Here is a 19,923-nt window from a genome sequence, read left to right as displayed (position 1 = left end):
TTTTTTACTTGTGAAAGTATTAAATAGTGTTACTTAGCCTGAGCTATTACGCTTTCGTTTAAGCGCATATACTCATCATTCTTTGCTTCTTTAGATAAGCGGACGCCTTCTTGTGCTGTGGTCACAGCACCGGCTTTATCACCCATTTTTAGTTGTATACGGGCTTTCCAGTATTTATAGTAAACAGCCTTCGGATCCGATTTTTCTACTTCGTTCATCCACGCCAATGCTTTGTTCAGATCCTTGTTATTTTCGTAGTAATACTGTGCCGCAGCAAAGTAAGGTTTCTTTTCGCCTTGCATGGCGGCATCAATGCTGGCCATAATGCGGCTGTCTACCTCGGTAGTTAAATGCAGGGTTATAGATGTGCGCTCCCACTCCAGGTTTAAGTCGGCTGTGGTAGGTTTTACGTTGGCAAACTGCATGGTGAAGGTTTCTACAGGGGCTGCGGTTTTGGCGGCTTTTACTTTAAAGCGCAAAAAATCATCGGCCTGTTTATAATCATAAGCTCCCCATTGCTTGGGAGTTTTGTTAAGAATAATAGTCCACTCATTAGCATTGGGGATGGTAAACAACGCATAATCGCCGGCAGGAACCTTGTTGCCCTCAATGGTCACATCATCGGTAAAGGTAATTACCGTGGCCGAATTAGCACCTGTACGCCATACCTGTCCGTAAGGCTCCAAGCCACCAAATATCTTACGTCCTTTAGTGTTAGGCCGCGAATAGGCAACAGTAACTTTGCCTAATCCAAACTCTTGTATAATAGTTTGTGCCGAACTGGCCTGGGGCATTTTTAAACCTTGTGCCTGTACTTTAATAGTGCTGCCGGCTGCCAGCAGCACTAGAATTAACGTGTATATTCTCTTCATGATCTATGATTTAGATAAACCAAAGATATAGAATAGTTAGCAGGAGAATTTACCTATTATATGATGCATTCACTATTAGTAAATAGTTGGTCCGCCCGGTCCGCCTCCCGGAGGGCCGCCACCACCAGGACCACCGCCAAAGCCACCACGACGGCCACCGCCATCATTTTGGTCGCCACCTTGCGGACGACCTGCAAATTTTTGTAACCGCAGGGTAAAGGTTACCAAAAAGTAACGGCCTAACCTGTTCACGCTGCTTTGTGTGGTTGATGTACCGCTTGCACTGCTGGTATAACCCCTGTTTTGGTTTAACAAGTCATAAGCACCGGCACGTATGGTAGCCGCATTGTTTTTAAGAAAACGGCGTTCTACGTAACCATTTAAAATATTGGTTGGCTTAACCGGCACCTGGTAGCCATAAAAGTTGTTATGATAATAATCATAACTTACAGTCCAGTCTTTCCATAAATAGTTTTTTCCGGTAAGTGTAACTGCCCACGTTCTAAAGTTTGAATTCAATGCCGTCAGGCTGTTGTCAATGGTATTGTTGGTTTTGTTGGTAGAATAACTGGTACCTAACTGCGCATCAATTACATTGGTAATATCTGTTCTGAATCGAATTTCGGGCGTATAGTTCCAGTTCTTGGCAATGTTCTTTTCAGAGGTCTGAATGGCCGTGTTCGGATCCACAGATCCTACATAGGCTACGTTATTGGTATAACTAACACTACCTCTAAGATATAGCGTATACCTGCGGTTTTGCCAAGGTTTTGCATAAGTAACTTGGCCACTGCCACTGTAATAGCCATCTACGTTTTGATAGGTGGTTAAGTTGGTGTTTTGCAAAGGCCTGTAAAATGCATTGTTGTTTAATGCATCGCTTTTAGGTATGGCAATTAAGTTGGTTACGATCTTGTTATTGGTTTGGGTAAACTGCAAGTTCGTAAAAATCAGATCGCCTGTTTGAAAGCTGAATTTATTGTAACGGAACGATATTGTGTTTTGAAATTCAGGTTTCAGGAAAGGATTACCTAATACCGGGTATAATGCATTAGACCTGTCTACAACGGGTTGTAACTGGTTAAATGTTGGCTGGTTGTTATTTCCGTTATAGAAAGCGCTGAAGGTTTGGCTGCGTGAAAAATTATAAACAAAGCGTGCCGTAGGCGCAAAGTTAACGGTTGATTGATGAGTATTGGTTGGAATAATGGTTACGTTATCAATAATGATAGGTGTTTTAACCACATTTTCGTTTTTACCATCTAATATAGCTGGCTGTAAACCTGCACCTAAAGTATAGTTGTACTTAGGCTTTACCACCCTAAAGCTTAACCCCGCACGATGTGTAGTAAAAGTAAAGTTGAAGTTATTGCTAAAATCAGGATCAAAGGTGTATCCTGTTCCTGTTAGAAAGCTCTGTGTAAGTTTATCACTTGTAGTATATGAACGATTGTAGGCGTAGTTAAATTCTAAGAATGATACGCGGCTCAATGGTTCAATATAAGATACCGTAGCCCCGGCAGCATCGGTTCTGCTGTTTACATCAATTAACTGATTGGCAGGCACACCTGTTGTGCCCTGGGTATACACATAAATAGGGTTCTGAGCCTGGTCATTCTTGCTGGTATTGCCAGTAAGAAACAAGCTCAGGTTGCGGCCACGGCTGTTAAAGCGGTGGTTATATAATGCAGTTATACCAGCATTAGGAGATGATGAATTAGCATAAGTGGTACTGTTGTAAGCCAAATTACGTGTAGCGTCTGTAGATACCTGTGCTACTTGCTCTGTGGATGTAGTAAGCGATTTGCCATACGAAAGTGTAGGTGTTACCTTTAAGTAGTTTACGGTATCAGGCTTGTATTCGAGGTTAAAGGTAAAGCGGTGATTAATATTGTTATCGTTTTGAATGCTGCTTTGATTGGTGTTGCTGGTAATGGTTGAACCATTGCTGCTTCTGATGTTGTTCTGTTGTATGATGTTACTGGTGGTGTAGGTATCATTATCGGCAAAGCTATAACTGCCATAAACTGCCAGGTTTTTACCCCATTGATCGCGGTAATTACCCCCGATAGAACGGGCAGTGGTAATACCATTTTGATTGCTTGTTGCGCCGCCAGAGCCACGTGACGCATTACCACGACCACCACCGCCGCCACCGCCACCAAAGTTACCGCCGGCACCGCCACCGCCGCCAAAAGAGAAGGTGTTAAGGTTGGTATTGTTAATATTTCCCAAGATGGATATCTGTTGGTTGCCTTTAAACTTAAAGTAATTTAAAGAACCCAAATAGCGGTTTTGGTTTTCTTGTTTTGGTAAAGAGTTAATATCGCTTTCCTGATTTTTAGCTAAAAGATCCTGCCCGTCGCCCGCTGTGGCTTGTAAGGAGTAACCATAATTTTTATCTGCACGTATGGTAATGTTCAGTACTTTTTGCGGCTCGCCAGTTTTAATACCGGTAAGATTAGCCTGATCACCGTAATCATCAACAATTTGCATGTTTTCGGCTAAATCGGCCGGCAGGTTACGGGTCAGCGAGGTTACGTCTCCGCCCATGTAATCTTTACCGTTAATACGTACTTTGGTTACTGCCTGGCCTTGCGCGGTAACAGCACCTGTACTTGGGTCAACATCAACCCCAACCGACTTTTTCAAGGCATCTTCCAGGGTTGCATTGGCCCTTAAATTTAAAGCTTTGATATTGTACTGTACTGTGTCTTCTTTAATAACCACAGGGTTGGTGGTACCTACAACAGTAACTGCACCTAATTGGCGGGCTTCGGGTTTTAAGGTGATGGCGCCAACATCGGCTGGTTGGTTACCTGCCGGTATGGTATAATGTTTAATTAATCCTTCAAAACCTATGGAGGTAACTGTTAGGTTAAGCTTAGTTCCTTTAATACCTGTAAATGAAAACTTACCATCGCCGGTAACGGAGGTGGTAACATTATCATTAAGATCTGACGTTAACTTCACTGTGCTTCCGGGCAGAGTTTGCTTGGTAGAATCAACCACTGTACCGTATACAGTTCTACCGGTTTGGGCTTCAGCGTAAGTTAGTGTGCCTATAAAGAAGGCTAAAAGGATTAGAATTTTTTTCATATATCTTATTGCGACCTGCGTATTATTAATTGAAATCAACCATATGACACTTATCGGACTACAAAGTTCAACTTCTTTTAGTTAAATAATTAATAATCATACGATTGTTACAAGCAGGCAATCGCCATTTGCCCTTTGTACTGTTCCAATACTTAGTTCCTGCCAATAGTGCAACTCTGCTTAACCTGATATTAAAACTTAATCTTGATGATTTAGGTTTTATGAAAACATCATACAGGTTAAGTATAAAATTGATTATCAACACATTCAGTATAATTAATGGCATGAAATATGCGACAAATACCATCGAATTTAAGAAGTTAATGTGCCGGCCGCAAGGGCAGGTTAATTAAAAATTACAAATGCAGTTGCAGCAACCTACCTGCAACAAACTTCAAAAAATTTCCTCATGAACACAATGCGCACCAACCTGCACTCCAGCGTACACAACTGGATGGATCAAATGGGTTTCAGGCTCAATTCATCGCAAACCAATGAAAAGAACCAGGTAGTAACCCGTCATTATTTTTTCGAAACCTTTAATTTTTTAGAAAAGACAAAAACCAGCGAACCTGAAAAATCGAGCTTTGTTTGTTTTGACCCTTATGGCGAAACCTTGAAAGTAAGATCGTTACTTGACCTGCAAACCGCTTTTTACGATAATATTAGCCAGCTGAAGTAATGAAGGGTATGAAAAATACTTAGGCATGCTTATTAATAAAATAATAAGCATGCTGTTTATTTATATGCGGCGCTTTAGCGTTATAATAGTTGAATAAAAAGTTTCTTTACGGCGGTATTCTATAATTAAGCTTCGCTCCGCCTTCGACCTGAACATCCGGTCTACATCCATGATACCTAATTGAGAAATTGATTTTAAATTGATGGCCGTTATTTCGTCGTTCTCTTTAAAACCGGCTTCCTCTCCCGCCGATCCTGGTTCTACACGGCTTATAATAACCCGTTTCAAATCATCGCCACCGGCATAATATTCTAAGCCTGTCATATCATGCTCAAAAGGTTCTTTAAACCGGTAGTTGGCTTTCAGGTACATCTTACCCTTGCTATAATCTACAACCATATTAAACCGCTTAAGTAAACCCAGGCCCAGGTTCCCATCGCGCGGTACGATGTAACCTACATGAATATTAGCATCGGGAAAAGATGTAATTACATCTTTGAACATGTATTTGCCTAAATCAATTTCATTTATACGGCTTAATACCCCAACAACAGGCCCGGTTAAGCCCATGCCAATATTAGCCACAATTGATTTTTGTACTGATTCGCTGTGGAAGTCTTTATTATTTAACGATAAGGGATGAGTGGCCCCTAAATCAACAATAAACTTATGTTCGGCCAGGCAGCCATCCGGCATCATAATATTGGTTTTAATATAGGGTTTTCGCTCCTCTATACTAATGGGAAGCTCAACCCCTCTTTTAAAAGGCTTAAATGAACCCGGATCAGCAGCAATGAGTGTACTATCAGAAAAATTGAGCTTTACCGCCAGCTGTGAAAAAAATTCATAGCCCAGCAAGCCATGAATTGGCATGCCCGTATAGTTAGAGAGTCCAAAATGGTCTTCCTTAAATATAGCCGCCGAAACGTATCTGCCCACCAGTCCGCCGGGTATAACAATATCCAGCGCCGATGTAGCATAAGCTTCATAACTAATTGCATTACCGGCCCCATAGAGTTTAAGGGTACGCTTAGTATTCACATCTATAGAATCTACCAATTTTGGATCGGTAATAATCATTAGGCCTACACCTGAATCGAGTACAAAATTAAAGGGGCCTTTTTGATTGATGTAAAGCGGAATAATGATAAGATCGCGCACCATTTGAAAGCGGAGCCGTGCCTTTTTTTGATGACCGGCCAGGGCAAAGTACTGTGCGTTTGCCAAAGTAAAATGGCAAATCAAAACAGGTATCAATAATAGATACCTACATATAACTATTACCCGGAACACTGCATTATAATTGGTACCATAAAGTTACAATAAACATTACAGTATTTTATAAGCAAATATTGCGGGTAATAAATTGGATTATAATAAAAATGGATGAGCGATTGGTTTAGCTGCCCTTCTTGCTTTCGTCTGCAAGTTCTCCCTTTATCTGAGGGTTTTGAGGTGGCAGCTTGTCTACTTCCCTTTCTATTTCAGTTTGTTGCACATGTACGGCATAATCCGCCGGTTCAATGGTGCTACAGTTGGCCTCTGCGTATACCTGGGTAAACTCGGCACCAATGTAAAGTATGGCGGCCGTATAATACACCCAAACCAACAATACAATAATAGATCCTGCGGCCCCGTAGGCAGACCCTTGGGCTGAGTATTTCAAATACAGGCTAATCACAAACTGACCTAACATAAATAATATAGCCGTAAAAATAGCCCCGGAGCGTACATCCTTAAATTTAATTTTTACATCTGGCAAAAACTTAAAGATAATACCGAACAAGATAGATATTACGATGAACGAAACACCAAGATTTACGATCTCGATAAGGCGTTCGGTAATTTCGGGCAAAAAGCGGCTCAACCTGGTACTAATAGCACTTACAATAATATTGACCAGTAAAGAAGCCAGCAACAGGAAGCCTAAACTTATAATGAGGGAAAAAGAGATAAAACGGTTTTGCAGCATTTTAACCCAACCTTTTTTAGGCTTGGCTTTAACACGCCAGATGGTGTTTAGTGAATCTTGTATCTCTAAAAATAAACTGCTGGCGCCAATTAGCAATGTAATAACGCCCGACACCAGTGCAATGCCACTTTTACCTGAAAACTGCAGGTGTTTAATAATATCTTGAATTTGCTTGGCTGCTTCAGCGCCCACATACTGATTTATCTGGCCATATAGCTTGTTGCTGGCTGAATCGGGGCCTAAAAATATACCGGCCAAAGAAAGTATTAATATCAGAAGAGGGGCAATTGAAAAGATGGTATAATAGGCCAGCGAGGCGCTCAGCTTTAAACCATTATCTCTCGAAAATCCTGCAAAAGTAGCAAGTAATACTTTCCATAAACTTTTTAAATACTCTTTACTAAATACTTTCATAGGTGGACCGGGGTATTGTAATTATATGTTCGATGTTAGTACTTTTAAGTTTAGTAATACCTTTATAAACCAACATCAGTTAACCATGTTCAACAAAATTGTTGTTATATTATCAATCGCTGCTTTATCCTTAAGCAATTTTGATGCCCTTGCACAAAAAACCACCATTTGGCTGGTAAGACATGCAGAAAAAGAAACTGCAAACCCTGCAGATCGCGACCCTGACCTAACTGCTATTGGTAAATCGCGTGCTTCTGCATTGTCGCAGGTGCTTAAACGCGAAAAGATAAGGCATATATACAGCACTATCTATAAACGCACGCAAAATACAGCCATGCCACTGGCAGGCACACTCAAACTAATACCGGAGATATACGACACCAAGGATCTCACTGCTGTTGCTCAAAGAGTGCTTGCTGAAAACAAAGGTAAGTATGCCTTGATTGTAGGACATTCTAATACGCTGATCCCGATGATTAAGGCACTAAACTGTGAGGTGCCTTTTGAAGAGCTTTCGGACAATGATTATGATATGTTGTTTAAAGTAATTGTAGACGACAAGGGAAAGGCCAGGCTAAATATTAGCCACTACGGCGATCTTCATCATACTACAGAGGTTCCATCGGCTTTCTCACAAGGTGAGAATCCAGGTACCAACACACCCATTAAAGTTAATAATTAATTTCCCTACCGGTTAGCTACAATAAGCAGATCAAGATCTTTACACGGAATGTTAAAACGTTCGCCAAGGTACTTGTTAGTTAGCTGGCCGTGGTAAATGTATACGGCGTTACGCACACCCGTCTTTTGCCAAATTAAGTTGTTGATACCACCTTTTTCGCCAATATCCAACAAAATAGGCGTAAAAATATTGGTTAATGCGTAAGTGGCAGTACGTGCCACCCTTGAGGCAATATTAGGCACACAGTAATGAATCACCTCGTATTTGGTAAACACCGGGTGTGTATGATTGGTAACTTCCGACGTTTCAAAACAGCCGCCTTGGTCTATACTCACATCAATGATCACCGAATTTGGTTTCATCCGGCTAACGGTTTCTTCGCTCACAATGCACGGACTGTAGCCATCCTCGGTACGCATGGCACCAATAACCACATCGCAAGTGGTTATTGCTTTCTCTAATACGATAGGCTGTATAACCGAAGTAAATACCCGGCTGCCGATGTTATTCTGCAATCTACGTAGCTTGTAAATAGAAGGGTCAAACACCTTTACCTCGGCACCTAAAGAAATAGCTGTACGCGCAGCATATTCGCCCACGGTACCTGCACCTAAAATTACAATTTCGGTTGGTGGCACACCGGTTATGCCTCCCAGCATTAAGCCCTTTCCGCCAAAAACATTGCTCAGGTATTCTGCTGCTATTGATATAGAGGTGGCACCCACAATTTCGCTCATGGCGCGTACCACGCTCAATACATTGCCTTCATCGCGCAGATGTTCGAAAGAAAGTGCGGTTATTTTTTTATTGATGAGCGCCTGCAGGCAATCTGCTTTTAGGGTAGAGATTTGAAGGGTAGAGATGAGTATCTGGCCTGGCTTCATCATTTCAATTTCTGCCATGGTGGGCGGCGCTACTTTAATGATAATGTCGGCTTCGTAAACCTTTTTTATATCGTACACAATTTGTGCACCCTGCTCGCTATAATGGTTATCTAAAAAGTTAGCGGCTTTACCGGCATTGGTTTCCAGCAATACATCGTGCCCGTTATTTACCAGTAAGGCTACCGAAAGCGGGGTTAAGGTAATACGGTTTTCCTGGAAAGAGATCTCGCGCGGAATACCAATATAAAGCTTGTTTTTTTTGCTTTTGGTTTCCAGCATCGATTCCTGTGGTTGCATCATGGCTTGTTTGGCCACATCCGAAAATCCACTATATAACCCTGAACTCATATCTCAATATATTTCAATCTCTGCCCCTCAATAAGGCTGATGAAGATAAGCAAATTTACACAAACGATGGTTAAATACTTTCAAAGGTGAACAGCCTGCTTTGTTGCTCTTGCAACGTTATACTCACTTTGATGTAATGATGGGGCAACAGATCGGGTATTTTTTCGGGCCACTCTATCAGGCAATAATTGCCCGAATAAAAGTATTCTTCATAACCCATATCCAGCGCTTCGTCCTGACTCTTCAAACGGTAAAAATCAAAATGATATACTTGAGCAGTGCTGCCCATATACTCATTTACAATAGAGAATGTAGGGCTGGTAACGGGTTCTTTTACACCTAATTGTTCACATAATGCTTTGATGAAAGTAGTTTTACCCGCCCCCATATCGCCATAGAACAAAAAAATTTTTTGATCGCCGGCAAAGTTAAGCAAGGACTGGGCAGCAGCAGGAAGCTCAGCAAGAGCGGCAATAGATAAATTATTTACTGGCGGGGTCATGTAAAATCAAATCTAAACCGTCAATACCATGAAAACCTTTATCGGCCGATACTAATGGAACATTGAGGTAAATGGCCGTTGCAGCAATGATTGCATCCGGAATTTTAACTTTCTTTTTTGAACGAATATTTATTATGATCTCTTTTAGTTCGGGTTGGTAAGCTATTACGTCGTGTTGAGATATTAGATACCTTACACTTTCAAATTCCTGTTCTTTAAAGTAGGGGTTAGACAAAAGCTCTAATTCAGATATGAAAGACAAGCCGGTTTGTGATTCAAAGAAATATTTTTGAACATCATTATACCCCAAAAGAAAGTAGATAGCAATGTTACTATCTACCAGTAATTTAATCCCATTCACTCCGTAACTGTTTTTGTATTTCTAACGGGTCTAAGTCAGATTTTATGGCGCCAAAACATTTCATCAATCTTTCTCTGCGCTCATTAGCTGCGATCAACTGCTTCTGTTCACTTGCTTGCATAATAGCCTGAAGCTTTTTATCCACTTCTTGTGGCGTATCTGTGCTTTTAATTTCCACTACCATACCCAAATATACAAATTTTACTTCGACACGTAAGTTACCACCGGTATGATCATTTCTTCTAACGAAATACCACCATGCTGGAAGGTTTCGTTATAAAAGTTCATAAAGTGGTTATAATTGTTAGGGTACACAAAGTAGCTATCGCCCTTGGCAAATACAAAACTTGAACTTACATGCAGCTTAGGCAGCATGGCATCGTGCGGGTTACGAATGTGCAATACATCTTTGGCGTTAAAGTTCAGGTTTTTACCTTGTTTGTAACGCAGGTTGGTGTTCGTGTTCTTATCACCAATGATCTTGCTAGGGTTTTTTACGCGAATGGTACCATGGTCAGTTGTGATAACTACCTTCACTTGCTTGGTAGAAAGAAACTTCAATAAATCTAATAACGGCGAGTGCTCAAACCATGACAAGGTTAACGAGCGGTAAGCGGCATCATCGCTGGCCAGTTCGCGTATCATCTGCATATCGGTACGGGCATGCGATAGCATATCCACAAAATTATACACCACTACGTTCAGCTCATTTTTCATCAGGTTATTCACTGAATCGTTCAGCGAGCGACCTTCATCAATGTTCAGTATTTTGTGGTATGAAAACTTGCAGTCTTTACGTAAAGTACGTTTAATATTATCGGCCAAAAAAGCCTCTTCATGCAGGTTCTTTCCACCTTCGTCTTCATCGTTTTGCCACATGCCAGGGAAACGTTTCTCCATATCCAGCGGCATCAGACCGGCAAAAATAGCATTACGGGCATATTGTGTGGCAGTAGGTAAAATACTGTAATAAGTATCTTCTTCTTCCATACGGAAGTACTCTGAAATAATAGGGTTAATGATCTTGAACTGATCATAACGCAAGTTATCTATCAAAATGAAGAACACCGGGGTGCTATCCATTTTGTTAAACACTTTTTGTTTAACCAATTGGTGCGATAACAATGGTGCATTTTCGGGCGTTTTTAACCAGCTGATATAGTTCTTTTCTATGTACTTACAAAACTGTACGTTGGCTTCGGCCTTTTGCAGGGTTAGTATTTCGTGCATACCGGCATCTTCCAGCTTCTCCAGTTCCAGCTCCCAGTAAATAAGTTTTTTATAAACATCTACCCATTCCTGGTAACTTAAATTATCGTTCAGGGTCATGCCCAACTGTCTGAAATCCTGCTGGTAAGCCATGGTTGTTTTTTCAGTAACCAGGCGCTTGTTCTCGGTCAGTTTTTTTATGGTAAGCAATATTTGCTTAGGGTTAACCGGCTTAATCAAATAATCATCTATTTTAGAACCAATGGCATCTTCCATCATAGGCTCTTCTTCATTCTTGGTAATGAGCACGATAGGCACATCGGCATTAATAGCCTTTATTTGGGTAAGAGTCTCCAGTCCGGTTAAGCCCGGCATATTTTCATCCAAAAAAACAAGGTCATAATAATCGGCGCGAAAAGCTTCCAGCGCATCAGATCCATTGGTTACCGTTTTAACTTTATAGCCTTTTTCGTTTAAAAATAAAATATGAGGTCTGAGTAAATCAATTTCGTCGTCGGCCCAAAGTATGGTAGTTTCTTGCATGGTATCTTAATATATGTTCAAATTATAACTTCTAACCTACCGTTTTGTTGTCAAATTTATAGCGTCTTAACAAAAAATAACAAATTTATACTTTATAGCTTACGTTAATTTAACACTTTTGCAAACCATAAAGCATTAGGCTTGAATAAGAAAAAAATCATCAACGATCCGGTTTACGGATTCATCAGCATACCCACCGAACTGGTTTTTGACCTGATAGAGCATCCCTATTTTCAGCGGCTGCGCTACATCAAACAATTGGGCATGACGCATTTGGTTTATCCCGGCGCCCTGCATTCACGTTTTCATCATGCATTGGGTGCTATGCACCTTATGAGTTTGGCCATAAATACCCTGACAGATAAGGGCCAGGAGCTCACCACCGAAGAACAGGAAGCCGTTATGATTGCCATTTTGCTGCATGATATTGGCCACGGCCCATTTTCGCATGCGCTCGAAAAAAACATTGTACAGGGTATTGATCATGAGGATATTTCTACCCTGCTCATGAACCGGCTTAACGTCGTTTTCAATGGAACGCTCACCATGGCTATCCACATTTTTAACGACACTTACCCTAAAAGGTTCCTGCATCAACTGGTATCGAGCCAGCTGGATATGGACCGGTTAGATTACCTGAACCGCGATAGCTTCTATACAGGAGTATCTGAGGGAGTAATCAGCTCCGAACGCATTATTAAAATGCTGAACGTGGTGAACGATACCATTGTGGTAGAAGAAAAGGGTATTTACTCCATTGAGAAGTTTTTGGTGGCCCGCCGTTTAATGTACTGGCAGGTGTATTTGCACAAAACCGTAACCTCGGGAGAGCAAATGCTGGGTAAGATATTACAGCGTGCCCGGGAGCTGTCTTTAAAGGGCGAACAACTTTTTTCTACACCGGCATTAAACCATTTCCTGGTCAATAGCATCACAAAGGAACAGTTTGAGCACGAAGAGCATCATATAGAAACCTTTACCTGTTTGGATGACACGGATGTAATGTCGGCCGTTAAGGTTTGGACGCGCCATACCGACACGGTTTTAGCCAGGTTATGCGAAAGCTTTATACAGCGGCGTTTATACCATGTAGATATTACCAACACCAAACCTGATGCCTTTAGGGTTGAAGAACTACGCCAAAAAGCGATGGAAAAGTATCATATCTGTTTCGAAGATGCCGGTTATTTCGTCTTTACAGATACCATAAGTAACAATGCTTATAAAGTAGGAGATACAGATATAAAAATACTTATGAAAGGTGGCACGATAAAGGATATTACTACAGCCAGCGACAACTCAAATTTGGAGGCTTTGGCCAAAACTGTAGAAAAATATATCTTTTGCTATACTAAAGATTTAATATAGCCTGTTAACACTATGTTTATAATTTGTTGCTTAACTTTTAACCTTTAAATTTGCCCGATGCAATTTACCGCACAGGATATAGGCTTGATGCTGAATGGAAGTATTGAAGGCGACCCAACGGTCACCATCAGTAAGCTGGCTAAGATAGAAGAGGCTTCGGCAGGTGCATTGTCATTTTTAGCCAATCCTAAGTATGAGCAGTTTCTGTACCATACGCAGGCATCAGTGGTAATTGTAAACAATAGCCTGGTGCTTACTGAGCCGGTTAAGGCTACGCTTATAAGAGTAGAGAATGCATACAGTGCTTTTTCGGTATTGCTCGAAAAATATAACACATTAAAACTCAACAAAACAGGCATAGAGCAACCCTCCTTTATTAACCCATCGGCGGTTATTGGTCAAAATGCTTACATCGGTGCTTTTGCTTATATTGGCACCGAAGCCAAAGTGGGTAATAATTGCAAAATATATCCTAACAGTTATGTGGGAGATAATGTAATTTTGGGCGATAATGTAACCTTATTTGCGGGTGCTAAAATATACGCCGATTGCGTGGTAGGTAATAATGTAATTATTCATGCAGGTGCGGTTATAGGCAGCGACGGTTTTGGGTTTGCACCTACAGCTACCGGTACCTACAATAAAATAAGCCAGATAGGCAACGTAGTTATTGAAGACGATGTAGAAATTGGCGCCAATACTACTATTGACCGGGCTACTATGGGTTCTACCGTGATACACAAAGGTGTAAAGCTGGATAACCTGATACAGATAGCACACAACGCCGAGGTTGGTGCCAATACCGTTATCGCCGCTCAAACCGGTATATCGGGCAGTACCAAAATTGGCGAAAACGTTATTATGGGTGGGCAGGTAGGTGTGGTTGGCCATATTAGCATTGCTAAGGGCACACAAATACAGGCGCAAACAGGTGTGAATAAAAGTATTGAAGAAGAAGGGAAAAAGTGGGGTGGAGTGCTTGTGCAACCCTACCAGGGCTTTTTACGTTCGCAGCTAATTGTACACCAGTTGCCCGAACTCAAAAAACGAATAGACGAATTAGAAAAAACTATTGCTGAGCTGCGCAATAAGCAGGAAATTATCCACTGAGCAGCTGACCAAGTATATGAACGTAAAGCAAAGAACCATTAAAGCCCCGGTTGCCGTATCGGGTACAGGGCTGCATACCGGCGAACGGGTTACCATGACCTTTAACCCGGCACCCGAAAATCACGGATTCAAATTCAGACGGGTAGACCTGGAAGGCAGCCCAATTATTGATGCAGACGTTGACAACGTGACCGATACTTCGAGAGGCACCACCCTTACCCAAAATGGCGCCAGCGTGAGTACTGTAGAGCATGTGCTGGCTGCGTTGGTAGGCCTTGAGTTCGACAATGTATTGGTTGACCTTGACGGCCCCGAAACACCAATTATGGATGGCAGCTCGATGCCGTTTGTGGATGCTTTGCTCGAAGCAGGTTACCAGGAACAGGACGCCGACCGCGAATATTATCACATCCCCTACAATATACATTATTCTGAAACCGACCGTAAGGTAGAAATGGTGGCCATGCCTTTGGATGACGACTACCGCTTTACCTGTATGGTAGACTATAACTCGCCGGTTTTGGGTACACAACATGCTACCATCTCTTCTATTGCCGAGTTTAAAAAAGAAGTGGCCAGCTGCCGCACTTTTTGCTTTTTGCATGAGTTGGAAATGCTGATGAAGCATAACCTCATTAAAGGTGGCGATATTAACAATGCCATTGTAGTAGTTGATAAGCATGTAGATGCCGAAGAGCTGGCACATTTAGCCAAGCTGTTTAACCGGGAAGATATTGACGTTGCCCCGCAAGGCATCTTAAACAATATAGAGCTGCGTTACCAAAACGAGCCGGCCCGCCACAAGCTGCTGGATATGATAGGCGATTTAGCTTTGGTAGGTGTACCGTTGCGTGGTCACATTATGGCAGCGCGTCCGGGCCATGCTGCTAACGTAGCCTTTGCTAAAAAAATCAAAGCTTTAATTAAGAAAGAACGCAGCCGCAAGCATGTAAAGGTGTATAACCCTAACGCTAAGCCGGTTTACGATACGGTACAGATCATGGAGATTTTGCCACACCGCCCGCCTATGCTGCTGGTTGACAAAATATTGGAACTAACCAAAACCCACGTAGTTGGTTTAAAGGCTGTTACCATGAACGAACCCTTTTTTGTGGGCCACTTTCCGGGTGCACCGGTAATGCCTGGTGTGCTGCAAATTGAGGCTATGGCACAAACCGGTGGTATATTGGTATTAAATACCGTTCCCGATCCGGAAAATTGGCTTACCTTGTTCCTGAAAATAGAAAATGCCCGTTTTAAAGATAAGGTGTTGCCGGGCGATACCCTTATTTTTAGATGCGACCTTATTGCGCCTATACGCCGTGGCATTGCCCAAATGAAAGGCATTGGTATGGTGGGCGAAAAAATAGTTGTTGAAGCCGAACTAATGGCACAAATTGTAAAATATAAATAGCGCATGATCCAGCCATTAGCATATATCCATCCGCAGGCCAAAATTGCGGATAACGTCGTGATTGAACCTTTTGTTACCATCCATAAGGATGTGGAAATTGGCGAAGGATCATGGATAGGATCAAATGTTACCATTATGGATGGCGCCCGTATTGGCAAAAACTGCCGTATATTTCCGGGTGCTGTTATATCGGCCATACCACAAGACTTAAAGTTTAAGGGCGAAAATACACAAGCGGTTATTGGCGATAATACCACCATTCGCGAATGCGTTACCATTAACCGCGGTACTAAAGACCACTGGAAAACCGAGATTGGCAGCAATTGCTTAATTATGGCTTACTGCCACGTAGCGCACGATTGTGTTATTGGCGATAACTGCATTTTCTCTAATAACACCACCATTGCAGGCCACGTTACCGTGGGTAATTATGTGGTACTGGCGGGTATGGTGGCTATTCACCAGTTTTGCAGCGTAGGTTCGCATGCCTTTGTAACCGGAGGTTCTTTGGTGCGTAAAGATGTTCCGCCTTATGTAAAGGCTGCCCGCGAACCCCTTTCTTACGCAGGTATAAACTCGGTAGGCTTACGCCGCCGGGGCTTTAGCGAAGAAAAGATTAACGAGATACAGGATATATACCGTACCATGTTCGTTAAGAACAGCAACGTAACCAAGGCCATGGAGATTATCGAAGCCGATTTTCGCCCAACGGCCGAGCGCGACGAGATCCTGAACTTCATCCAAAGCTCGCAGCGCGGTATCATGAAGGGGTTTGGTAATTCGTAGTTTTTTTGGTCCATGGTCAATAGTCCATAGACCATAGTATAAGAAATTCCATAGGCTATGGACTATCGACCATGGACTATTGACTACTAACTATCGACTATGGACCATCAACTAAAAATCACCCTCGAAAATGCAGGCCGCCGCTTTAACCGCGACTGGATATTTAAGGGGCTTGATTACACGTTTGAGCCTGGTAATAGTTATGCAGTGCTGGGGCCAAATGGTTCGGGCAAATCTACCTTATTGCAACTCCTTAATGGCAGCCTATCGCCATCAACAGGCAAAGTAAACTTCTATCAAAATGATGCGCTTATTGATGCCGACGATGTGTTTAAACACATTAGCCTTGCCGCACCCTACCTCGAATTGATTGAAGATTTTAGCCTGACTGAAGTCATCGATTTCCATTTTAAGTTTAAGCCCTTTATTGCGGGTATGGATAGGCCCCGGTTAATTGAACTACTGGGCATGCAAACCAGCAAAAACAAGCTGGTTAAATACTTTTCCTCAGGCATGAAGCAAAGGCTCAAATTAGCCTTGGCTTTTTGCTCAGATACGGCCATTTTAATGCTGGATGAACCCACCTCTAATTTAGACACACAAGGGGTTGACTGGTATTTGCAGTTAGTGCAAAACTATGCCGTTAACCGGCTAATAATAGTAGGCTCTAACCAGGAACAGGAATACAGTTTTTGCAGCAACCATCTCCTCATTACCGATTATAAATAAACAGGCCGTTTGTAATAGAACTTACGCGTAAACCATTAAATTAGCAGCTTAGCTAATTTAATTCATGAAAAAAACCCTAAGCCTTACGCTTGCCATGCTTGCTGCCGGTGCAACCACCTTCGGGCAGGCTAAACTGGTTCAAAAAGTAACCAAAACAGGCAAAGACCTCGTTATCCCTTACGAAAAATATGTGCTGCCTAATGGCTTAACCGTTATTTTGCACGAAGACCATTCCGATCCGCTGGTGCATGTTGATGTCACCTACCACGTAGGTTCGGCCCGTGAAGAGATAGGTAAATCGGGCTTTGCCCACTTTTTTGAGCACATGATGTTCGAAGGGTCAGACCATGCGCCTAAAGGCGTACACGATAAAATTACCATTGGCAACGGTGGCGATAACAACGGCTCTACCAACCACGACCGTACCAACTATTATGAAACCGTACCCGCAAACGTGCTCGAAAACGCCATATGGCTGGAAGCCGACCGCATGGGCTTTTTACTGGGCCAGGTTACCCAGGAACGTTTTGAGATCCAACGCGCCACAGTAAAAAATGAGCGCGGCCAAAACTATGATAACCGCCCTTACGGTTTGGTATCGCAATATTATAGCAAAGCTTTATATCCTTACGGTCACCCGTACTCGTGGTTAACCATTGGCTATATCGAAGATCTGAACCGCAGCAATGTGAACGATCTGAAAAACTTTTTTATGCGTTGGTACGGCCCTAACAATGCTACGCTCTCTATAGGTGGCGATTTTAATACTGCATCAACCCTCAAAATGGTGGAGAAGTATTTCAACAGTATTCCACGCGGCCCCGAGGTAAAACCTGTAGTAGTTGCACCGGTGAGCTTAACGGCCGACAGGTATGTATCGTATACCGATAACTATGCGCGTTTGCCGCTACTGGCCATTGTATACCCTACCGTGCCTAACTTTAACAAGGATATGGCCGCTATTGACTGCCTGGCCGAAATACTTGGGCAAGGCAAAAACTCATTGCTTTATCAAACTATGGTTAAAAAGCAACTGGCCTTAAATGCATCGGCTTACAGCAGTAACGATGAATTAGCCGGCGAATTTGTGGTACAATTAACCCCGCTGCCCGGTAAAACCCTGGCCGATATGGAACAACTTTACCGCGCCTCTTTAGATTCGTTAGAGAAACGCGGCATTACCGATGAGGATATGGCCAAGTTTAAAGGCAGCATCGAGTCGCAGTTTATCAATGGCTTACAAAGTGTGTCGGGTAAAGTATCACAATTGGCCGAATACCAAACGCTTACCGGCAACCCTAACAGAACGGGCGAAGTATTAAAAATGTATTCATCCCTAACCAAGCAGGATGTGCAGAATGCCTACAATAAATACATTAAAGGAAAAGGCGCTGTTATATTAAGCGTGCTTACTAAAACCGGCAATGTAGTGGCTGCCAATACTGATAACTTTAAACCCGATACATCAAACTACAAAGCCCCTAACTACGGTTACGCAGGCCTTACCTACAATCGCCCTAAAGATAATTTTAACCGTGGCACCGTTCCGCCAATTGGCCCAGTGCCGATTACCAAGGCACCTGTGTTTTGGAAAAAAACTTTGCCAACCGGCGTAAACGTAATTGGTTCAGAAAATACGGAAGTGCCTGTAGTAACCTTGAATTTAACTATTCCGGGCGGTCGTTTAGCCGATGCTAATGATCTTTCAAAAGCTGGATTATCAAGCTTTTTTACCGCCATGATGGGCGAAGATACCCGTAACTATACTGCCGAAAAATTTGCTGCCGAACTGCAGAAGTTGGGAAGCAGTATAAGGGTTAGCAACGATGTGGATGGCACCGTGTTCATTGTACAATCGCTCAAAGCTAATTTGCCTAAAACTATGGCCTTATTACAAGAGCGTTTGCTGAGCCCTAACTTTACCGAGGATGCCTTTAACCGCATTAAAAAACAACGCCTGGAAGCATTTAAATTAGCTAAGGCTTCGCCTGCTTCTATAGCTAACGTGGTATATGCCAAACTCAACTACGGCCCAACCAACGTGCTGGGTATACCCGAGTCGGGCACCGAAAAAACGGTAGGCAATATTAATTTTAAAGATATTCAAAATTATTACGACAACTACATCACCTCCAATGGTGCAAAAGTAGTGGTAGTGGGCGATGTTAAAGAGCCGGAAGTAATTAGCCAGCTTGCCTTTTTAAGCAAACTGCCTAACAAAAAGGTGAACCTCGTTACCCCTGCCCCAGCCTTACCTGTGGCTAAAACCAAGATTTATCTTGTAGATGTACCTAAGGCAGCCCAAACACAGTTTAGCGTAGGTTATGGTAACAACATGCGGTATAACCCAACCGGCGATTATTATAAAGCCTACATGGCCAACTACCCGCTGGGTACCGATTTTACCAGCCGCTTAAACACCTACCTGCGCGAAACCAAGGGCTGGACCTACGGTGCCAGCAGCCGTTTCGCGGCCGATAAGTATTCGGGCGGGTTTACCTTTAGCTCGGGTATACGTGCACCATCAACCGATAGTGCTTTGGTTGCTTTAATGACGGAGTTGAAAAACTATACCACCAACGGCCCAACCACCGAAGAAGTGGTGTTCCTGAAAAAAGCAATTGGTCAGGGTAATGCCTTACGTTATGAAACTGGTCCGCAAAAGGCCCGCTTTATCTCATTAATACAGGAGTATAACTTACCGGCTACTTATGTAACTGAACAAGGCGCTTTATTAAAAAATATCACCCAGGAGCAATTGAAGGCCGCGGCCAATCAATTTATTACACCCGATAAAATGAACATTTTATTGGTGGGCGATAAAGCACGCATTTTACCCGGCCTGCAAAAATTAGGTTATGAGATTGTTGAATTAAACACGGATGGTGATTTGGTAACGGCAGGCACTTCGGCAGGTAATTAACTGCTTGATTGTTTGCCCTTAAGTG

The 19,923-nt window shown here is 42.5% G+C and carries 17 protein-coding genes; 8 read left to right on the top strand and 9 right to left on the bottom strand.

All coding sequences use genetic code 11. From position 1 onward, the window contains the following. Positions 1–29: 29 nt before the first annotated feature. Together IEV61_RS11115 and IEV61_RS11110 are read right to left on the bottom strand one after the other, a co-directional pair. A complete protein-coding gene (locus IEV61_RS11115; protein ID WP_188416619.1) occupies positions 30–872 on the bottom strand; it encodes a DUF2911 domain-containing protein in 843 nt (280 codons plus the stop codon). A 75-nt stretch (positions 873–947) separates the two neighbouring features. Next, positions 948–3,971 carry an outer membrane beta-barrel protein gene (locus tag IEV61_RS11110; protein ID WP_188416617.1) on the bottom strand — a complete coding sequence of 1,008 codons (3,024 nt, stop codon included), beginning with the start codon at positions 3,969–3,971 and terminating at the stop codon, positions 948–950. Positions 3,972–4,380: 409 nt separating this feature from the next. Between IEV61_RS11110 and IEV61_RS11105 the strand changes: the two genes are divergently transcribed. Beyond that, positions 4,381–4,653, top strand: a complete 273-nt coding sequence (locus tag IEV61_RS11105; protein WP_188416615.1) for a hypothetical protein — start codon at positions 4,381–4,383, stop codon at positions 4,651–4,653. Positions 4,654–4,713: 60 nt separating this feature from the next. Here the strand turns inward: IEV61_RS11105 and IEV61_RS11100 are convergent, their stop codons facing one another. Further along, a complete protein-coding gene (locus IEV61_RS11100) occupies positions 4,714–5,880 on the bottom strand; it encodes an aspartyl protease family protein (RefSeq protein WP_188416613.1) in 1,167 nt (388 codons plus the stop codon). Positions 5,881–6,052: 172 nt separating this feature from the next. Continuing rightward, positions 6,053–7,039, bottom strand: a complete 987-nt coding sequence (locus IEV61_RS11095) for a YihY/virulence factor BrkB family protein (RefSeq protein WP_188416611.1) — start codon at positions 7,037–7,039, stop codon at positions 6,053–6,055. Positions 7,040–7,124: 85 nt separating this feature from the next. On the opposite strand from IEV61_RS11095, the gene IEV61_RS11090 reads away from it, so the two are divergent. After that, entirely contained in the window at positions 7,125–7,721 is a 597-nt protein-coding gene (locus IEV61_RS11090) for a phosphoglycerate mutase family protein (protein ID WP_188416609.1), read from the top strand. Between the two features lie 5 nt (positions 7,722–7,726). Here IEV61_RS11090 and IEV61_RS11085 read toward each other — a convergent pair whose 3' ends face one another. The 5 genes from IEV61_RS11085 to porX all read right to left on the bottom strand — a co-directional run bounded on the left by IEV61_RS11085 (position 7,727) and on the right by porX (position 11,568). Further along, the gene (locus tag IEV61_RS11085) at positions 7,727–8,953 is read right to left on the bottom strand and encodes an alanine dehydrogenase (protein WP_188416607.1); all 1,227 of its coding nucleotides are present in this window, start codon (positions 8,951–8,953) and stop codon (positions 7,727–7,729) included. 70 nt (positions 8,954–9,023) lie between these two features. Beyond that, positions 9,024–9,455 (bottom strand): tRNA (adenosine(37)-N6)-threonylcarbamoyltransferase complex ATPase subunit type 1 TsaE, encoded by a 432-nt coding sequence (gene tsaE / locus IEV61_RS11080; protein ID WP_188416605.1) that lies wholly within the window; start codon positions 9,453–9,455, stop codon positions 9,024–9,026. Beyond that, positions 9,436–9,816: a type II toxin-antitoxin system VapC family toxin gene (locus IEV61_RS11075; protein WP_188416600.1), complete on the bottom strand. Its 381-nt coding sequence runs from the start codon at positions 9,814–9,816 to the stop codon at positions 9,436–9,438. The genes tsaE and IEV61_RS11075 overlap by 20 nt, the downstream gene beginning before the upstream one ends. Then, positions 9,803–10,000: a hypothetical protein gene (locus IEV61_RS11070; protein WP_188416599.1), complete on the bottom strand. Its 198-nt coding sequence runs from the start codon at positions 9,998–10,000 to the stop codon at positions 9,803–9,805. Before IEV61_RS11070 ends, IEV61_RS11075 begins: the two co-directional genes overlap by 14 nt. A 17-nt stretch (positions 10,001–10,017) precedes the next feature. Then, positions 10,018–11,568 (bottom strand): T9SS response regulator signal transducer PorX, encoded by a 1,551-nt coding sequence (gene porX / locus IEV61_RS11065; protein WP_188416598.1) that lies wholly within the window; start codon positions 11,566–11,568, stop codon positions 10,018–10,020. 141 nt (positions 11,569–11,709) lie between these two features. Here porX and IEV61_RS11060 point away from each other — a divergent pair, with 141 nt between their 5' ends. From IEV61_RS11060 to IEV61_RS11035, 6 genes are all read left to right on the top strand, one after another. Next, positions 11,710–12,936: an HD domain-containing protein gene (locus tag IEV61_RS11060; RefSeq protein WP_188416596.1), complete on the top strand. Its 1,227-nt coding sequence runs from the start codon at positions 11,710–11,712 to the stop codon at positions 12,934–12,936. A gap of 57 nt (positions 12,937–12,993) precedes the next feature. Then, positions 12,994–14,046, top strand: coding sequence for a UDP-3-O-(3-hydroxymyristoyl)glucosamine N-acyltransferase (gene lpxD / locus IEV61_RS11055; RefSeq protein ID WP_188416594.1), 1,053 nt, complete (start codon positions 12,994–12,996; stop codon positions 14,044–14,046). Between the two features lie 16 nt (positions 14,047–14,062). Further along, positions 14,063–15,460: a bifunctional UDP-3-O-[3-hydroxymyristoyl] N-acetylglucosamine deacetylase/3-hydroxyacyl-ACP dehydratase gene (locus IEV61_RS11050; protein ID WP_188416592.1), complete on the top strand. Its 1,398-nt coding sequence runs from the start codon at positions 14,063–14,065 to the stop codon at positions 15,458–15,460. 3 nt (positions 15,461–15,463) lie between these two features. Beyond that, positions 15,464–16,246 carry an acyl-ACP--UDP-N-acetylglucosamine O-acyltransferase gene (gene lpxA / locus IEV61_RS11045; protein ID WP_188416590.1) on the top strand — a complete coding sequence of 261 codons (783 nt, stop codon included), beginning with the start codon at positions 15,464–15,466 and terminating at the stop codon, positions 16,244–16,246. A 99-nt stretch (positions 16,247–16,345) separates the two neighbouring features. Next, positions 16,346–16,975, top strand: coding sequence for an ABC transporter ATP-binding protein (locus IEV61_RS11040; protein ID WP_188416588.1), 630 nt, complete (start codon positions 16,346–16,348; stop codon positions 16,973–16,975). A 64-nt stretch (positions 16,976–17,039) separates the two neighbouring features. Next, positions 17,040–19,898 (top strand): M16 family metallopeptidase, encoded by a 2,859-nt coding sequence (locus tag IEV61_RS11035; RefSeq protein ID WP_188416586.1) that lies wholly within the window; start codon positions 17,040–17,042, stop codon positions 19,896–19,898. Positions 19,899–19,923: the final 25 nt, after the last annotated feature.

The organism is Mucilaginibacter galii (assembly GCF_014635825.1).
GTDB classification, from domain to species: Bacteria; Bacteroidota; Bacteroidia; order Sphingobacteriales; family Sphingobacteriaceae; genus Mucilaginibacter; species Mucilaginibacter galii.
This window is presented reverse-complemented; position numbering and strand designations above follow the sequence as displayed.

Bases quoted from the DNA above. Each gene is read 5' to 3' on its own strand.
- IEV61_RS11115 (WP_188416619.1), bottom strand. From the start codon at position 872: ATGAAGAGAATATACACGTTAATTCTAGTGCTGCTGGCAGCCGGCAGC.
- IEV61_RS11110 (WP_188416617.1), bottom strand. From the start codon at position 3,971: ATGAAAAAAATTCTAATCCTTTTAGCCTTCTTTATAGGCACACTAACT.
- IEV61_RS11105 (WP_188416615.1), top strand. From the start codon at position 4,381: ATGAACACAATGCGCACCAACCTGCACTCCAGCGTACACAACTGGATG.
- IEV61_RS11095 (WP_188416611.1), bottom strand. From the start codon at position 7,039: ATGAAAGTATTTAGTAAAGAGTATTTAAAAAGTTTATGGAAAGTATTA.
- IEV61_RS11090 (WP_188416609.1), top strand. From the start codon at position 7,125: ATGTTCAACAAAATTGTTGTTATATTATCAATCGCTGCTTTATCCTTA.
- IEV61_RS11085 (WP_188416607.1), bottom strand. From the start codon at position 8,953: ATGAGTTCAGGGTTATATAGTGGATTTTCGGATGTGGCCAAACAAGCC.
- tsaE (WP_188416605.1), bottom strand. From the start codon at position 9,455: ATGACCCCGCCAGTAAATAATTTATCTATTGCCGCTCTTGCTGAGCTT.
- IEV61_RS11070 (WP_188416599.1), bottom strand. From the start codon at position 10,000: ATGGTAGTGGAAATTAAAAGCACAGATACGCCACAAGAAGTGGATAAA.
- porX (WP_188416598.1), bottom strand. From the start codon at position 11,568: ATGCAAGAAACTACCATACTTTGGGCCGACGACGAAATTGATTTACTC.
- lpxD (WP_188416594.1), top strand. From the start codon at position 12,994: ATGCAATTTACCGCACAGGATATAGGCTTGATGCTGAATGGAAGTATT.
- IEV61_RS11050 (WP_188416592.1), top strand. From the start codon at position 14,063: ATGAACGTAAAGCAAAGAACCATTAAAGCCCCGGTTGCCGTATCGGGT.
- lpxA (WP_188416590.1), top strand. From the start codon at position 15,464: ATGATCCAGCCATTAGCATATATCCATCCGCAGGCCAAAATTGCGGAT.
- IEV61_RS11040 (WP_188416588.1), top strand. From the start codon at position 16,346: ATGGACCATCAACTAAAAATCACCCTCGAAAATGCAGGCCGCCGCTTT.
- IEV61_RS11035 (WP_188416586.1), top strand. From the start codon at position 17,040: ATGAAAAAAACCCTAAGCCTTACGCTTGCCATGCTTGCTGCCGGTGCA.